This window comes from Paraburkholderia sp. A3BS-1L (genome assembly GCF_051125215.1).
In the GTDB taxonomy this organism is placed as follows: domain Bacteria; phylum Pseudomonadota; class Gammaproteobacteria; order Burkholderiales; family Burkholderiaceae; genus Paraburkholderia.
In genome coordinates this window covers 1-14,200 of record NZ_CP120442.1, presented here as the reverse complement: position 1 = coordinate 14,200, position 14,200 = coordinate 1, and the positions used below count along the sequence as shown (strand labels likewise).

At 62.6% G+C, this 14,200-nt stretch carries 12 protein-coding genes and 1 tRNA gene; 6 read left to right on the top strand and 7 right to left on the bottom strand.

Translation table 11 applies throughout. The annotated features are described in order from the left end of the window. Window position 1: 1 nt before the first annotated feature. Window positions 2-898 (bottom strand): patatin-like phospholipase family protein, encoded by an 897-nt coding sequence (locus P5W99_RS00065; RefSeq protein WP_421022653.1) that lies wholly within the window; start codon window positions 896-898, stop codon window positions 2-4. A gap of 38 nt (window positions 899-936) precedes the next feature. Continuing rightward, window positions 937-1,341: a PaaI family thioesterase gene (locus P5W99_RS00060; protein WP_035523333.1), complete on the bottom strand. Its 405-nt coding sequence runs from the start codon at window positions 1,339-1,341 to the stop codon at window positions 937-939. A gap of 307 nt (window positions 1,342-1,648) precedes the next feature. Between P5W99_RS00060 and P5W99_RS00055 the strand changes: the two genes are divergently transcribed. After that, window positions 1,649-1,724, top strand: a tRNA-Lys gene (locus tag P5W99_RS00055). Window positions 1,725-1,812: 88 nt separating this feature from the next. Here the strand turns inward: P5W99_RS00055 and P5W99_RS00050 are convergent. After that, window positions 1,813-2,223 carry a hypothetical protein gene (locus P5W99_RS00050; protein ID WP_434661348.1) on the bottom strand — a complete coding sequence of 137 codons (411 nt, stop codon included), beginning with the start codon at window positions 2,221-2,223 and terminating at the stop codon, window positions 1,813-1,815. A gap of 115 nt (window positions 2,224-2,338) precedes the next feature. Here P5W99_RS00050 and P5W99_RS00045 point away from each other — a divergent pair, with 115 nt between their 5' ends. After that, window positions 2,339-2,656 (top strand): hypothetical protein, encoded by a 318-nt coding sequence (locus P5W99_RS00045; protein ID WP_421022651.1) that lies wholly within the window; start codon window positions 2,339-2,341, stop codon window positions 2,654-2,656. A gap of 23 nt (window positions 2,657-2,679) precedes the next feature. On the opposite strand, the gene P5W99_RS00040 is transcribed toward P5W99_RS00045, so the two are convergent. Further along, the gene (locus P5W99_RS00040) at window positions 2,680-2,874 is read right to left on the bottom strand and encodes a hypothetical protein (RefSeq protein WP_421022650.1); all 195 of its coding nucleotides are present in this window, start codon (window positions 2,872-2,874) and stop codon (window positions 2,680-2,682) included. 352 nt (window positions 2,875-3,226) lie between these two features. Here P5W99_RS00040 and adh point away from each other — a divergent pair, with 352 nt between their 5' ends. The 4 genes from adh to P5W99_RS00020 all read left to right on the top strand — a co-directional run bounded on the left by adh (window position 3,227) and on the right by P5W99_RS00020 (window position 8,568). Beyond that, window positions 3,227-4,747 carry an aldehyde dehydrogenase gene (adh, locus tag P5W99_RS00035; protein ID WP_421022649.1) on the top strand — a complete coding sequence of 507 codons (1,521 nt, stop codon included), beginning with the start codon at window positions 3,227-3,229 and terminating at the stop codon, window positions 4,745-4,747. Window positions 4,748-4,845: 98 nt separating this feature from the next. Beyond that, complete coding sequence (locus P5W99_RS00030) at window positions 4,846-5,229, top strand: DUF779 domain-containing protein (RefSeq protein ID WP_434661347.1); 384 nt, start codon at window positions 4,846-4,848, stop codon at window positions 5,227-5,229. Window positions 5,230-5,362: 133 nt separating this feature from the next. Further along, window positions 5,363-5,842 (top strand): AraC family transcriptional regulator, encoded by a 480-nt coding sequence (locus P5W99_RS00025; protein WP_421022647.1) that lies wholly within the window; start codon window positions 5,363-5,365, stop codon window positions 5,840-5,842. A gap of 491 nt (window positions 5,843-6,333) precedes the next feature. Continuing rightward, window positions 6,334-8,568, top strand: a complete 2,235-nt coding sequence (locus P5W99_RS00020) for a tetratricopeptide repeat protein (protein ID WP_434661346.1) — start codon at window positions 6,334-6,336, stop codon at window positions 8,566-8,568. A 78-nt stretch (window positions 8,569-8,646) separates the two neighbouring features. Here the strand turns inward: P5W99_RS00020 and gyrB are convergent, their stop codons facing one another. From gyrB to dnaA, 3 genes are all read right to left on the bottom strand, one after another. Further along, on the bottom strand, window positions 8,647-11,118 hold the full coding sequence (gene gyrB, locus P5W99_RS00015) for a DNA topoisomerase (ATP-hydrolyzing) subunit B (RefSeq protein WP_421022645.1): 2,472 nt from the start codon (window positions 11,116-11,118) through the stop codon (window positions 8,647-8,649). A 114-nt stretch (window positions 11,119-11,232) separates the two neighbouring features. Beyond that, entirely contained in the window at window positions 11,233-12,336 is a 1,104-nt protein-coding gene (gene dnaN, locus P5W99_RS00010) for a DNA polymerase III subunit beta (RefSeq protein ID WP_035523302.1), read from the bottom strand. A 271-nt stretch (window positions 12,337-12,607) separates the two neighbouring features. Beyond that, window positions 12,608-14,200 (bottom strand): chromosomal replication initiator protein DnaA, encoded by a 1,593-nt coding sequence (gene dnaA / locus P5W99_RS00005; RefSeq protein ID WP_421022644.1) that lies wholly within the window; start codon window positions 14,198-14,200, stop codon window positions 12,608-12,610.

Here is a 14,200-nt window from a genome sequence, read left to right as displayed (position 1 = left end):
TTTACGCGTGCTCGGCGGCCTCGAACACCTCGGGCAAACGCTCGAGGAAACGCTCGCCGTCCTCGGCGCCCAGGTTGTAGGCATGCTGCATCTGCTGCGGGCTCGTGTAGTCCCAGCTCGAAATCGGCACCCGGGCCGAAGGCTGCACATACAGGCGCTGCTGCTCGCCGCCAGCTTCACCGCCCGCCCCGCGCGTGCGGTGCTTCACGACGAACATCTGCGGACGCGGATATAGGCGCGTCACCATCACGAGCACGCGGCCCGGCGTGTCGTCGAGCGCGCCCACGGGGACATTGTCGACCATGCCGCCATCGAGCACTGGCCGGCCGTTGCGGCGCAGAACCGGCGTGAAGGGCGGCGTGCAGGAGGACTGCAGCACGAGATCGGCGAGGTCGTCCACGCGCTCGCAATCCTGCGCGACCACGAATTCTGGATGAAAGCCGAGCTTGCGCCCGAGCGTGGGATGCAGCGTCTTGCGGACGTGCTTCTCGATGTTGTACGCAATGAGCCCTGCCGCGACGGCGCTACGCGCGCCGAGCCAGCGCGGCAGATGCGAAACGCCGATGCGGATCTCGGGCGCATCCTGCAGCCTCGCGAAATGCGGGCCGTAGATGTCGAGCAGGGCCTGGCGATAAATGCGGTAGTGCGGAAACACCGACTCGCCGCGCAGCAGGTTGCCCCAATAGGCATTGCGCGTGTTGTGCTTGAGCGCTTGCGCGTAATAGCACATGACCCATTGCGAGTCGCGCACGTAGAGCATGCAGGCGGTGGCCGCGCCCGCCGAAATGCCGGTAATCACGCGCGGATGAATCCGCAACTCGGGCTGCACGACGTCCCAGAACCCCGCCTGCCACCAGCAACGATTGCCGCCGCCAGCAAAGACCACTTGATCGAACATGCGCCCTCTATCTTTCAGATCGTGCCGAAGGCTAGAGCTTAGTCGAGGAGTGCGTAAGTCGAGGTCGCGTGGACGGCCATACGACCCTCTTCGTCATAGAGTTCTATTTCGCCAAACACCAGATTGCGGCCCATGCGCAGCACCCGTGCAGTGATTGTCACGTCGCCCTTGCGCACGGCGCGCATGAAATTGGTGTTGAGCGCCACGGTGGTCATGGGCTTGAACTCGCCGAGCGCTGCGGTAATGGCGACGATCATCGCCGTATCCGCGGCCGCCATGAAGACCTGACCGCAGATCCCGCCGCCCGAATGGCGCAGCTCGCCGGAAAATGGCAGCCGCATCGTGGCGCTCTCCTCCGTGACCTCGACCGGCCTCATCCTGAGCGCCTTCACCCACGGCGCCAGCACGCGCTCGAGCAGCGCGTCGATTGCCTTTTCGTCCATCGTCTTATGCCTTCTGGTCTGGAATTCATGCCGCGCGGCAAGGTCGCCCGATCGGGTCCGCCGGGCGGTTCAGACAGCGGGATCGGTTAGCACGACGCGGCTCGCCGGCTGCAAATCAGCGCGACGTGGCGACATCATACCGGGAGGCATCGCCCATGGCCCAACACGACATAATTTCGGCACGACACCTGAACCGCGCCCGCTCTTCGCCGATGGAAGCGCCAACGGCCCAACGACGACTTTTCAGGAATTTTGCAAAAAAGGCTTGCCAACTCTCAAAAAGCCATGCATAATCTTTCTTCTGTTGGGGGCGTTAGCTCAGTTGGTAGAGCAGCGGACTCTTAATCCGTAGGTCGAGTGTTCGAGTCACTCACGCCCCACCAGCGAATTCATGTAAAAAGCCCGGTCTCTGACCGGGCTTTTTGCTTTTCCGCGCCTGCCTCGGCACGGAGCACACGGCTAACAACGGCTTCAAACCACCGCCAACCGCGCTTGCCTTGTGCGCACAGCGAGGCGTGCCGCCACCTTCGATTGCGGCAGCCAGCGACCCAGCACCTCGAAACCGTCGAGCTGACGCAAAAGCGTATCCACGGTCGCAAGCTGAGCGTGAGTCAAATGATTTTGCTGGAGCAAGGCATGCAGCCGATTGCGCCAGTATTCGATGCCCATGACCGGCTCTTCGAAGTCGCCCGCGAGCGATAGCGGCATCACGCGTGCAATGTGCGCGATTTCTTGTTCGACAAATGTCATGGTGCACCCCGTATGGACGACTGCGTTTCTAATCGTATGACGGTACTGTAGGACGGCCACGGGGCGGCGCCAGCCTACTCGAACGGATAGGTGTAAATCCAATGCAAAATACACGTGCATGGCACGGACCATGCTTAGCGCATGCGCCGCGACAACCGTTGTGCAAGCGTTTTAGGACTGCTCCGATGGGGGTTTTCTGACATACGTCAGATGATGGTGCCATCGAAAACACTCTTGGGCAGTTGTCATGCACGGGCATCCCACCGACAAACTCGTCGCCGGCGCAATCGTCGGCGCAATCATCACCGCGCTTCTCGTTGTGCTGCTGGTCTGGGCCGATTTCCCCTCTGATCGCCACTACGGCGCACTCGTCCGGCTAGCCGTGCCGGCCATGATTTCGGCCTGTCTATTGTTCCCGCGCCCGCTGCTGCACCGCACAGTGCTGCGCGAGCGGCGCGACGCCGGCATGCTCGACGAAGACCTGAATCTGCTGCTCGTCGGCCGCGCGCTCGGTCTGATCGGCGGCCTGATCTTCGGCATCTCGCTCGCGTCGGAAATCCTCTGACGCATCGCGCGGGCGCGCCCGGCTTAGAGAAACGGCTTGCCGTCCACCTGCTCGTAGACGGCGTTGCCGTCGTCGTCTTCGAACTGCTCGAGGTAATTGCGGGCGCCGCACAGCGGGCAACGGAACAGAGGGCCTTGGCCCTCGTTCTTGATCACCACCTCGTTTTGCTCCCACGGGGTGCCGCACGACTGATTGCGGCAGACGAATGTACTCGACATGCAAACTCTCCTTGCTGTTACGGGTGCAAAGCCTACAGCATGCGCGCCGCCCGCGCCGCTTTTTTCCGCGCAGCTCACCCGCGTTGCGCCCCTGTTGTTCCTCTACTGTTCCTTTTCTGAACAGCGTCGCACCGTGCTGCTCCGCCAGGGCACAGCTGACGCATGCGTCCTCACATCGCGGAGCAGCGCACGACGCCCTTTTTGCACCCCGACAATCCCTCAAACGCCCGCCACACGGTGATTGCGTGCTCATTGGCATGGTTCTGGCGTTAATGCGCTCCGGTTGCGCGGCGGTCAGCATCATCAGGACCGCGCCCGTCCATATCGATAGACACAAGCGAGGAGCACACAGATGAATCACGCGGACATGCAGTTTCTGAGCACCGAATTCCCCTACAAGAAACAGTACGGCAACTTCATCGGCGGCGAATGGGTGGCGCCGCTCGGCGGCGAATATTTCGACGATATCTCGCCCATCACCGGCCATCCGTTCACCTCGATTCCGCGCTCGCGCGAAGCCGATGTCGAGCTCGCGCTCGACGCCGCGCACAAGGCCAAGACTGCGTGGGGCAAGACCTCGTCGACTGAGCGCGCCAACGTGCTCAATCGCATCGCCGATCGCCTCGAACAAAACCTGCAAAAGCTCGCGATAGCCGAAACCATCGATAACGGCAAACCGCTGCGCGAGACGCTCGCCGCCGACATTCCGCTCGCCATCGACCATTTCCGCTACTTCGCGAGCTGCGTGCGCGCGCAGGAAGGCGGCATTTCGGAGATCGATCACGACACCGTCGCCTATCACTTTCACGAGCCGCTCGGCGTGGTGGGCCAGATCATCCCGTGGAACTTCCCGATCCTGATGGCCGCCTGGAAGCTCGCGCCCGCGCTCGCCGCCGGCAATTGCGTGGTGCTCAAACCCGCCGAGCAGACGCCCGCATCGCTACTCGTGCTCGTCGAACTGATTCAGGATCTGCTGCCGCCGGGCGTGCTCAACGTGGTGAACGGCTTCGGTCTCGAAGCGGGCAAGCCGCTCGCATCGAGCCGCCGCATCGCCAAGATCGCTTTCACCGGCGAGACCACCACGGGGCGCCTGATCATGCAGTACGCGAGCCAGAACCTCATTCCCGTGACGCTGGAACTGGGCGGCAAGAGCCCGAACATCTTCTTCGCCGACGTGCTCGACCACGACGACAGCTACTTCGACAAGGCGCTCGAGGGCTTCGCGATGTTCGCGCTCAACCAGGGCGAGGTGTGCACCTGCCCGTCGCGCGTGCTGATCGACGAGAAGATCTATGACCGCTTCATGGAGCGCGCGCTCAAGCGCGTGGCCGCGATCCAGCAAGGCCACCCGCTCGACCCGAAGACGATGATCGGCGCCCAGGCCTCCCAGGAGCAACTGGAGAAGATCCTCTCGTACGTGGACCTCGGCAAGCAGGAAGGCGCTCAATGCCTGATCGGCGGCGAGCGCAACAAACTCGCGGGCGAGCTCGGCGACGGCTACTACGTGAAGCCCACGGTTTTCCGCGGCCACAACAAGATGCGCATCTTCCAGGAAGAGATCTTCGGCCCGGTCGTTTCCGTGACGACCTTCAAGACCGAAGAGGAAGCGCTGGAAATCGCCAACGACACGCTTTATGGCCTCGGCGCCGGGGTGTGGACGCGTGATGGCACGCGCGCGTATCGCTTCGGCCGCGAGATTCAGGCGGGGCGCGTGTGGACCAACTGCTATCACGCATATCCGGCGCACGCGGCGTTCGGCGGTTACAAGCAGTCGGGCATCGGCCGCGAAAACCACAAGATGATGCTCGACCACTATCAGCAAACGAAGAACCTGCTCGTCAGCTATAGCGATAAGCCGCTGGGCTTCTTCTGATTCCGATCCGATCGCGATCGTGATCGCCGGGTAGCCAGGCCGACCGGGATGAGCCGTCTTCCCGGCCGCTCTGGCGCCGATTGACGGAGGACCGCCATATGGTTGCACGCGTTACCGCCACGCCGGCTGCGCTCGCATTGATCGGGCAGCTCGAACGCGAGCACGGCGCTCTGCTGTTTCATCAATCGGGCGGCTGCTGTGACGGCAGCGCGCCGATGTGTTTTCCTGCCGGCGAGTTCATGGTCGGAAGCGCCGACGTGCAGCTCGGCGAGATCGGCGGGATGCCGTTTTATATGACCGAAGCGCAGTTCGAGTACTGGCAGCATACGCAGCTCGTCATCGACGCAGTGCCCGGCAACGGCGGCATGTTCTCGCTCGAGCGGCCGACGGGGCTGCGCTTTCTCACGCGTTCGCGGCCTTACGACGACGACGACGAGCGCGCTTGGCTCGATACCCACCCGATGAGACGGGTCGCCCTGTGAGCCTCCGGGAGCTTTAGCGGCGCATGCATCTGAGGTGCCTGATCCGGGAAAGAACGTCTCTCCAAACGCGGTGCTATCTTGGAGCGGATGAACCTGCGCGGCCGGTGCGGCCGCCGAACCTGGAGACTCCATCATGCAACACCGCGAAGTCAAGCTAGTCACCCTGGATCAGCTCGATCTGCTTGCCGTCAGCCACGTGGGCCCGTACATGAAGATTGGAGACGCGTTCTATACGCTCGCGCAATGGCTCAGCGAGCGCAAGGTGCGCACCTCCGGCGCGCGCATGGTCGGCATCTACTACGACGATCCCAATCAGGTCGAGGCATCGAAGCTGCGCTCGAAAGCGGCCATTCATCTGGAGCAGCCGACGGATGTCGACATCATTGCGCCCGTCGAGAAAATCCATCTGCGTGGCGGCGAGCACGCAATGCTGCTGCACAAGGGGCCGTATGAGGGTCTCGGCGACGCGTGGATGTGGTTTTACAACGACTGGCTGCCGAAGTCCGGGCGCAAGGCCGATTTTTCGACGCCATCGTTCGAAGTCTATTTGAATACGCCGGATGAAGCGGCACCCGATGATTTGCGCACGGAGTTGTATATCCGGCTGATTTGATCGGCGTGGTTCTATGCCGCCGGTCCAGGCTGTTCCGGCGGCTGAAGCCACTTCCGGTGCGGGGGTTCTAAGGTTTTTTTAATTTATGTATACGTAAACGTAGTAATAGTTAACAAGCCCCTGGGTTTCCTGTGGATAACCGGGAAAAACCGTTGAGTAAACAAGGTTGTGGGGAATTCATAACCCTGCGGGCGTTTCAAGGACAACGCTGGACTGCTGCTGGCAACTTTTCCCCGTTTTTCAGCGCTGTAGAGTTATCCCCGATTCGTGCACAGTGATTTCCAGGGCTTTTCCTTGGGTTATCCGCAGAGGTCTGTGGATAGTTGCTCCGCAGGGGAGGAGCCGTTCCCCAGGCGTTGAGCGCTTGTTCAAAAACTGTCCGAAATCAATTCGAGAGCGCCGCTACGCCGCGAAAATAGCGAGCTACGCATCTTCACGTCTCGTTGTGTCCGGCCTGCGTCGTCAGGCGGTCCGCAGCGGCGCTTCCTACCATGGCAACCTCCGACACCGGGGCTCCCGGCGCGCTTCTCCCCGGCGACACGTTCGCAACTGCCGAGACCGCCTGGCACCGCGGCAAATCTGAAGCCGCGCGCGCGATGTGCAAGCGGCTTGTTGACGCGAATCCTCAAGATGCCGATGCGCTGCACCTTGCCGGCCTGCTCGAGTTGGATCGTGACCGTTCGGCAGCACGTGCACTGATTGGCCGCGCGCTCGCGGTGCGCGAGAGTCCGGTTTTTCTCGTCAGCCTGGCCCTGACTTGTCATTCCGCAGCCGAGCGAGGCATTGCGATTCATGCACTGAACCGCGCGATCGAGTTGCAGCCGGATTTCCCCATCGCGTTAAATAATCTTGGCCACCTTTACGGCGAGCAGGGAGAGACCGATCAAGCATCTCGGCTGTTCGAACGCGCGATCGCACTGGCGCCCGATCATGCGGGCATCCGCTTCAATTACGGGACCATGCTATTGAACTCGGGTGAGCCGGCGCGCGCCGAGGCCGTGCTGCGGCGCACGGTGGATATCGCGCCGGCCCACGCGAATGCATGGAACAACCTTGCCAAAGCCCTGCTGGCGATGAATCGCAACACCGAAGCGCGCGCTGTTCTCGAACGTGCCCGCGCGCTCGCGCCGGATTCGGTTGAAGTGCTCACGAATCTGGGCTGCGTCTTGTGGGGCGCGGGCCACCTCGACGAGGCGAAGTCGACACTCGAACGCGCGCTCGAGCTTGATCCGCTGCGGGTGTCGGCATGGAACAATCTCGGCAACGTCTTCATGAGCCGCGGCCACATCGACGAAGCGCGGGCGGCGTTTTCCCGCGCCATCGAACTGAAGTCCGATTTCGCCGACGCACACCTCAATCTCGGCAACGCCATGAGCAAGAGCGGATGCATCGAGGCCTCCATCGCGTGCTATCGCCGGGCGATGGAATGCGACCCGGCCAATCTCGGCGCGAATAGCAACTTGCTATTCGCGCTGATGTTCGCTGCCGACGATGCTCACGCGGTTCGCGCGGAGGCCGAGGAGTTCTCCGCGCGGCACGAGGCGGCGCTGCTTGCCGCAAGTGCGACCGCACACTATGCGAGTGCGCCGGAGCCCGAACGACGGTTGCGCATCGGCTATGTCTCGCCCGATTTTCGCAACCACTGCCAGTCGCTTTTTACGATGCCGCTATTGCGTCATCACGATCACGCAGCGTTCGAGATCGTCTGCTATGCGTTGAGCGCGCAGCGCGACGACGTAACCGCGCGTCTCATGAAGCTCGCCGACGTGTGGCGCGACGTGCGCGATTTCGACGACGCGCGCCTTGCACAGCAGATTCGCGACGATCGCATCGACGTACTCGTCGACCTCACGATGCATATGGGCGGCGCCCGGCGCCTCTTGTTCGCGCGGCGGCCCGCGCCCGTTCAGGTCGCGTGGCTTGCCTACCCGGGGACGACCGGCAGCCCGTCGATCGGATGGCGCCTCACCGATCCGTGGCTCGACCCGGTGGACATGCCGCACGTCGACGACCAGTACACCGAGCGATCACTGCGCTTGCCCGACGCGTTCTGGTGTTACGACGCACTTTCCCCGGGGCTGGAACCGGGTGCGTTGCCGGCACTTTCAACGCCTTCGGCTGGGCACATCACGTTTGGATGCCTGAACAACCCCTGCAAGCTCACTGATGCGACGCTGGCGCTCTGGTCTGGTGTGTTCGCTGCGCTGCCCCAGGCGCGCCTCATACTGATGGCGCCGCCCGGCAGTGCGCGCGAACGGCTTGCGACGTGCCTCGCGGCACATGGCATCGGTGCCGCGCGCGTGCGCTTCGTCGGCTTTCAGTTGCGCGAGGACTATTTGCGCACGTATCACCAGATCGATATCGCGCTCGACACATTTCCGGCCAACGGCCATACCACGAGTCTGGATGCTTTCTGGATGGGGGTGCCGGTGCCTACGCGCTATGGACGCTCGGCGGTGAGCCGTGCGGGGCTCTGCCTGCTCGCCAATCTGGGTCTGCCGGAGCTTGCCGCGCAGAACGACGCCGACTACGTCGCTATTGTGATCGCACTTGCATGCGACCTGCCGCGGCTCGCTGCGCTGCGCGCGGGGTTGCGCGAGCGCATGCAACGTTCGCGGCTCATGGACGGAACGCGTTTCGCGCGGAATATGGAGGCGGCGTATCGGAGGATGTGGGAAGCGTGGTGTGTGGATGCCAGCTTCAAACGTCTGCCGAACGGGGATTAAAAAAGAAACAGACCCATAGGCTTTTCAACTTATGAGTCTGTTTTCCGCTGCTTATGCGTCGATCAACAAAGCAGCCGATCAAACATCAATATTCCCCGCACGCAACGCATTGCTTTCAATAAACGCGCGACGCGGCTCCACATCATCGCCCATCAGCGTCGTAAAGATGCCGTCGGCAGCAATCGCATCTTCAATCTGCACGCGCAGCAAACGCCGCACCGCCGGGTCCATCGTCGTTTCCCAAAGCTGCCCGGGGTTCATCTCGCCGAGCCCCTTGTAACGCTGCTTCGAGACATTGCGCTCGGCATCTGCGATCAGCCACTTCATTGCGCTCTTGAAGTCGGTCACCGCCATGCTCCGCTCGCCGCGCTTGATGAACGCGTTCTTGCCGATCAAGCCCTTGAACGTATTGGCCGTGTTCACGAGCTGCTGATAATCGGCGGTGAGCTGGAATTCCTCGTCGATGACCGAGACCTTCACGTTGCCATGATGACGACGCTCCACGCGCAGCGAACGTTGCTCGCGCACCGGGTCGTACATCGGCACCACGGTGACTTCGGGCTTCAGCGGGTCGTCGCGCAGTTGCGCTTCGAGCGCGCGCGCCGATGCCTCGGTCGATGCCTCGCTCGACAGGTCGATCGCCACGCCGTCCATGATCGCTTCGAGCGCACGCACGTCATATAGGCGGCTCAGGCGGTCCACCACGCCACGCGCGAGCTGGTACGAGCGCGCGAGTTCTCCCAGTGCGTCGCCCGAGATCGGCGTCGCGCCTTCGCTCGGCACGAGTTCGGAGCCTTGCAGCGCGAGACGCAGCATGTGCGCGTTGAGATCGGCGTCGTCCTTGAGGTAACGTTCGTCCTTGCCCGCCTTGAGCTTGTAGAGCGGCGGCTGCGCGATGTACACGTAGCCGCGCTCGATCATGTCGGGCATCTGGCGATAGAAGAACGTGAGCAGCAGCGTGCGGATGTGCGCGCCGTCCACGTCCGCGTCGGTCATGATGATGATGCGGTGATAGCGCAGCTTTTCCAGGTTGTAGTCGTCCTTGCCGATCCCGCAGCCGAGCGCGGTGATCAGCGTAACGATCTGCTCGCTGGAGAGCAGCTTGTCGTAGCGCGCCTTCTCCACGTTGAGCACCTTGCCGCGCAGCGGCAGGATTGCCTGGAATTTGCGGTCGCGGCCCTGCTTGGCCGAACCGCCTGCCGAGTCGCCCTCGACGATATAGACTTCCGACTTCGCGGGATCCTTTTCCTGGCAGTCCGCGAGCTTGCCCGGCAGGCCCACGCCGTCGAGCACGCCCTTGCGGCGCGTCATTTCACGCGCCTTGCGCGCGGCGTCGCGCGCACGCGCGGCGTCGACGATCTTGCCGCAAATGGTCTTGGCGTCGTTCGGCGTTTCCAGCAGGAACTCTTCCAGCGCCTTCGCCACGACTTCCTCGACCGGCGCGCGCACTTCGGACGACACCAGCTTGTCCTTCGTCTGCGAACTGAACTTCGGCTCAGGCACCTTCACGGAAAGCACGCACGAGAGGCCTTCGCGCATGTCGTCGCCCGAGGTCTCGACCTTGGCCTTCTTGGCGATTTCGTTATCGGCGATGTACTTGTTGATCACGCGCGTCATGGCCGCGCGCAAGCCGGTCAAGTGCGTGCCGCCGTCGCGCTGCGGAATGTTGTTCGTGAAGCACAGCACGCTTTCGTTGTAGCTGTCGTTCCACTGCATCGCGACTTCCACGCCCACGCCGTCCTTCTCGCTTTGGATGTAGAAGATGTTCGGGTGCAGGACCTGCTTCGCCTTGTTGATGTACTCGACAAAGCCCTTCACGCCGCCCGCGAACGCGAAATCGTCTTCCTTGCCGGTGCGCTGGTCGGTCAGGCGGATGCGCACGCCGTTGTTCAGGAACGAAAGCTCGCGAATGCGCTTGGCGAGAATGTCGTAGTGATATTCGACGCTGCCGAAGATGGTTTCGTCGGCCATGAAGTGCACTTCGGTGCCGCGATTTTCGGTGTCGCCGAGCAACTGCATGGGCGAGACCGTCACGCCGTCGCGCTCTTCGAGCACGCGGTTCTGCGGCACGCCACGGTGGAATTCCATGAAGTGCTTCTTGCCGTCGCGGCGCACCGTGAGGCGCAGAAAGCTCGAGAGTGCGTTCACGCACGACACGCCCACGCCGTGCAGGCCGCCCGAAACCTTGTAGCTGTTCTGGTCGAACTTGCCGCCCGCGTGCAGCTCGGTCATCACGATTTCGGCGGCGCTGCGCTTCGGCTCGTGCTTGTCGTCCATCTTCACGCCCGTGGGGATGCCGCGGCCGTTGTCGGTAACCGAGATGGAGTTGTCCGCGTGGATCACCACGTGAATGTCGTTGCAGTAGCCGGCGAGTGCTTCGTCGATGGAGTTGTCGAGCACTTCGAAGACGAGGTGATGCAGACCGGTGCCGTCCGACGTGTCGCCGATGTACATCCCGGGCCGCTTGCGCACCGCCTCCAGTCCTTCGAGGATCTGGATCGACGAGGCGCCGTAGCTGTTGTCGGGTTGCGAGTTGTTCGTATCAGTCATGGATTTTTTCCGGTTCTGCGTACTGCCTGTGTTACTGCTCGAGACTTTTTCGAAAAGCCATAAAAACGCCAAAGGGGCGCAGCGCCCCCTGGTGTTCTTCTTCTGTCGCGTTTTTTAGATGCGCATCGGCATCACGACGTATTTGAATTCCTCGTTCTCGGGAATCGTGATGAGCGCGCTGGAGCTGGCGTCGCCAAGGCTCACTTCCAGCGTGTCGACCTTCAGGTTCGCGAGGACGTCGAGCAGATACGTGACGTTGAACCCGATGTCGATGGTGTCGCCCTGGTAGGCGATTTCCAGCTCTTCCTGCGCCTCTTCCTGGTCGGCGTTAGTCGACATGATCTTGAGCTGGCCCGGCTCGATGATGCAGCGCACGCCCTTGAACTTGTCGGACGTGAGAATCGCCGCGCGTTGCAGCGAGCGTTGCAGCTCTTCGCGGCCGATCTGGAAGGTGTTCTTGTGCGCCTTCGGAATCACGCGCTGGAAGTCGGGGAACTTGCCTTCCACGAGCTTCGAAACCAGTTCAACCTGGCCGAACGTGAACTTCACCTGCGTGGAGCCGATGTCGATCTTCAGCGAATCGTCGATGTCTTCAAGCAGGCGCTGGAGTTCGAGAATGGTCTTGCGCGGGATGATGACTTCCTGGCGCGCGAACGAGCCTTCGATCTTCATCGACGAGAAAGCGAGGCGGTGGCCATCGGTGGCGACAGCCATCAACTGGTCGCCATCGACGACGAGCAGCATGCCGTTCAGGTAGTAACGGATGTCCTGCTGCGCCATCGCGAAGTAAACCATGCCGAGCAACTGGCGGAAGGTCTTCTGCGGCACCGAGAGGTTCGCGCCGAAGTCCTTGGCCTGCGCCACCGTGGGGAACTCGTCCGCGGCGAGCGTTTGCAGGGCGAAGCGGCTCTTGCCCGACTGCACCGTGAGGCGCTTGTCGGCGAGCGTGAGCGTGACCTGGCCGTCGGGCATCGCGCGCAGAATGTCGAGCAGCTTGCGCGCGGCGACGGTGGTGGCCACCTGGTCGTTGCCGACGCCGAAGTCGGCGGTCGTGGTGATCTGCAACTCGAGGTCGGTCGACAAGAACGAGACGTCGGAACCGGTTTTGGTGATCAGCAGATTGGCGAGGATCGGCAACGTATGGCGGCGTTCGACAATGCCGCTCACCGTTTGCAGCGGCCTCAGCAGGTTATCGCGTTCGGTCTTGACCAGTTGCATAGAGTTCCTTCGTTGATGTGACGGTCTGCGCACCCCGTCCAGGGCTGGCATTCGGCGCTCGCTTGGTGTTCAGCCGGCGCCACAAGCCCTGGAGCCGCCCTGCAGCGCAGGCCGCGGCGTGAAAGCCGCGCGACGGCCTGGCCGCCGCGCGGATAAACCCATATTGTGCCTGAAAACGGACCGCTCCCCTAAATTGGGGGCGATCCGCAAAATAAACAGGTGGCGCGGCCGAGCTCGGCCGCGCCGGTGTTGCTGCGCCTGACGAGCCCAATCAGCCCTTGAGGGTCTGCTCGAGCACGTGCAGCTCGTGGTTGAGCTGGGCGTCTTTGGTGCGCTCGTCGGCGATCTTGCGCACGGCGTGCAGCACCGTCGTGTGATCGCGCCCGCCAAACAGCTCGCCGATTTCCGGCAGGCTTTTCTGCGTGAGCTCCTTGGCCAGGTACATGGCGATCTGGCGCGGCCGCGCGATGTTCGCGGGACGCTTCTTCGAGTACATGTCCGCGACCTTGATGCTGTAGAAGTCGGCCACCGTCTTCTGGATGTTTTCCACCGAGATCTGGCGGTTCTGCACCGTCAGCAGGTCCTTGAGCGCTTCCTTGGTCAGCTCGATGGAGATTTCGCGGCCGTGGAACTTGGAGTACGCGAGGATCTTGCGCAGCGCGCCTTCGAGCTCGCGCACGTTCGAGCGCAGATGCTTGGCGACGAAGAACGCCACGTCCTCGTTCAGGCTCACGCCTTCCGACTGCGCCTTGCGCATCAGAATCGCTACGCGCATTTCCAGCTCGGGCGGCTCGATCGCCACGGTCAGGCCTGAGTCGAAGCGCGAGATCAAACGGTCGTCGATACCCGAGATTTCCTTCGGATAGGTGTCGCTCGTGATGATCACCTGCGCCTTGTTGGCGACCAGCGCCTCGAATGCGTAGAAGAACTCTTCCTGCGTGCGCGACTTGCCCGAGAAGAACTGGATATCGTCGATCAGCAGCAGGTCGAGCGAATGGTAGTAGCGCTTGAAGTCGTCGAACGCCTTGCGCTGGTACGCCTTCACCACGTCGGAGACGTACTGCTCCGCGTGGATGTAGCGGATGCGCGCGCCCGGCTTGTCGATCAGGAGCTGATTGCCGATCGCGTGGATCAGGTGAGTCTTGCCGAGGCCCACGCCGCCGTAGAGGAACAGCGGGTTGTACGAGATGCCCGGGTTGTCGGCCACCTGGATGGCCGCCGCGCGCGCAAGCTGGTTCGCCTTGCCGGTCACGAAGTTGTCGAACGTGAGCACCGGGTTGAGCTTGGAACGCTCGTAAGTGGGGTCGGGCTCGCCACTCGCTGCGGCTGCGGCGCTTTGGCCGGGCCGCCAGCCACGCCGGCCTGCCGCGGCTTCGTTGGCGTCGAGGCTGGGCAGATCGAGATCGGCAGCGTCTTCAGCGGCTTGTGCGGCAGCGCGCGACATACTCGCGAGGCTCGCCAAAGTCGCCGCGCCCGGGCTTGCCTGGGACATGACGGCTTGAGCGGCGGCATGACCGGAAACATGGCCGGCAACATGAGCGGCTTCGGCCTGCAGGGCGGCCGCCAGCGGCGCGCGCGGCGCCGGCGCGCTTGCCGCCTGCGGAGCACGCATGCCTGCCTTCGGGTCGAGGACGAACTGCACGTCGACGGGCGCTTGCCAGAAATCGCGGGCCAGATCGGTGATGCGGCCCGAAAACTGGCTCTTGACCCAGTCGAGCTTGAAGCGGTTGGGAGCGGCGATCTGCAGCGTGTTTGCCGCAGCATCGAAGGCAACCGGGGCCAACGGTTTAATCCACGTCACGTACTGCTGGGGCGTCAGCTCGCGCTCCAGCAGTGCGGAACAGTGTTGCCAGAATTCGTTCAT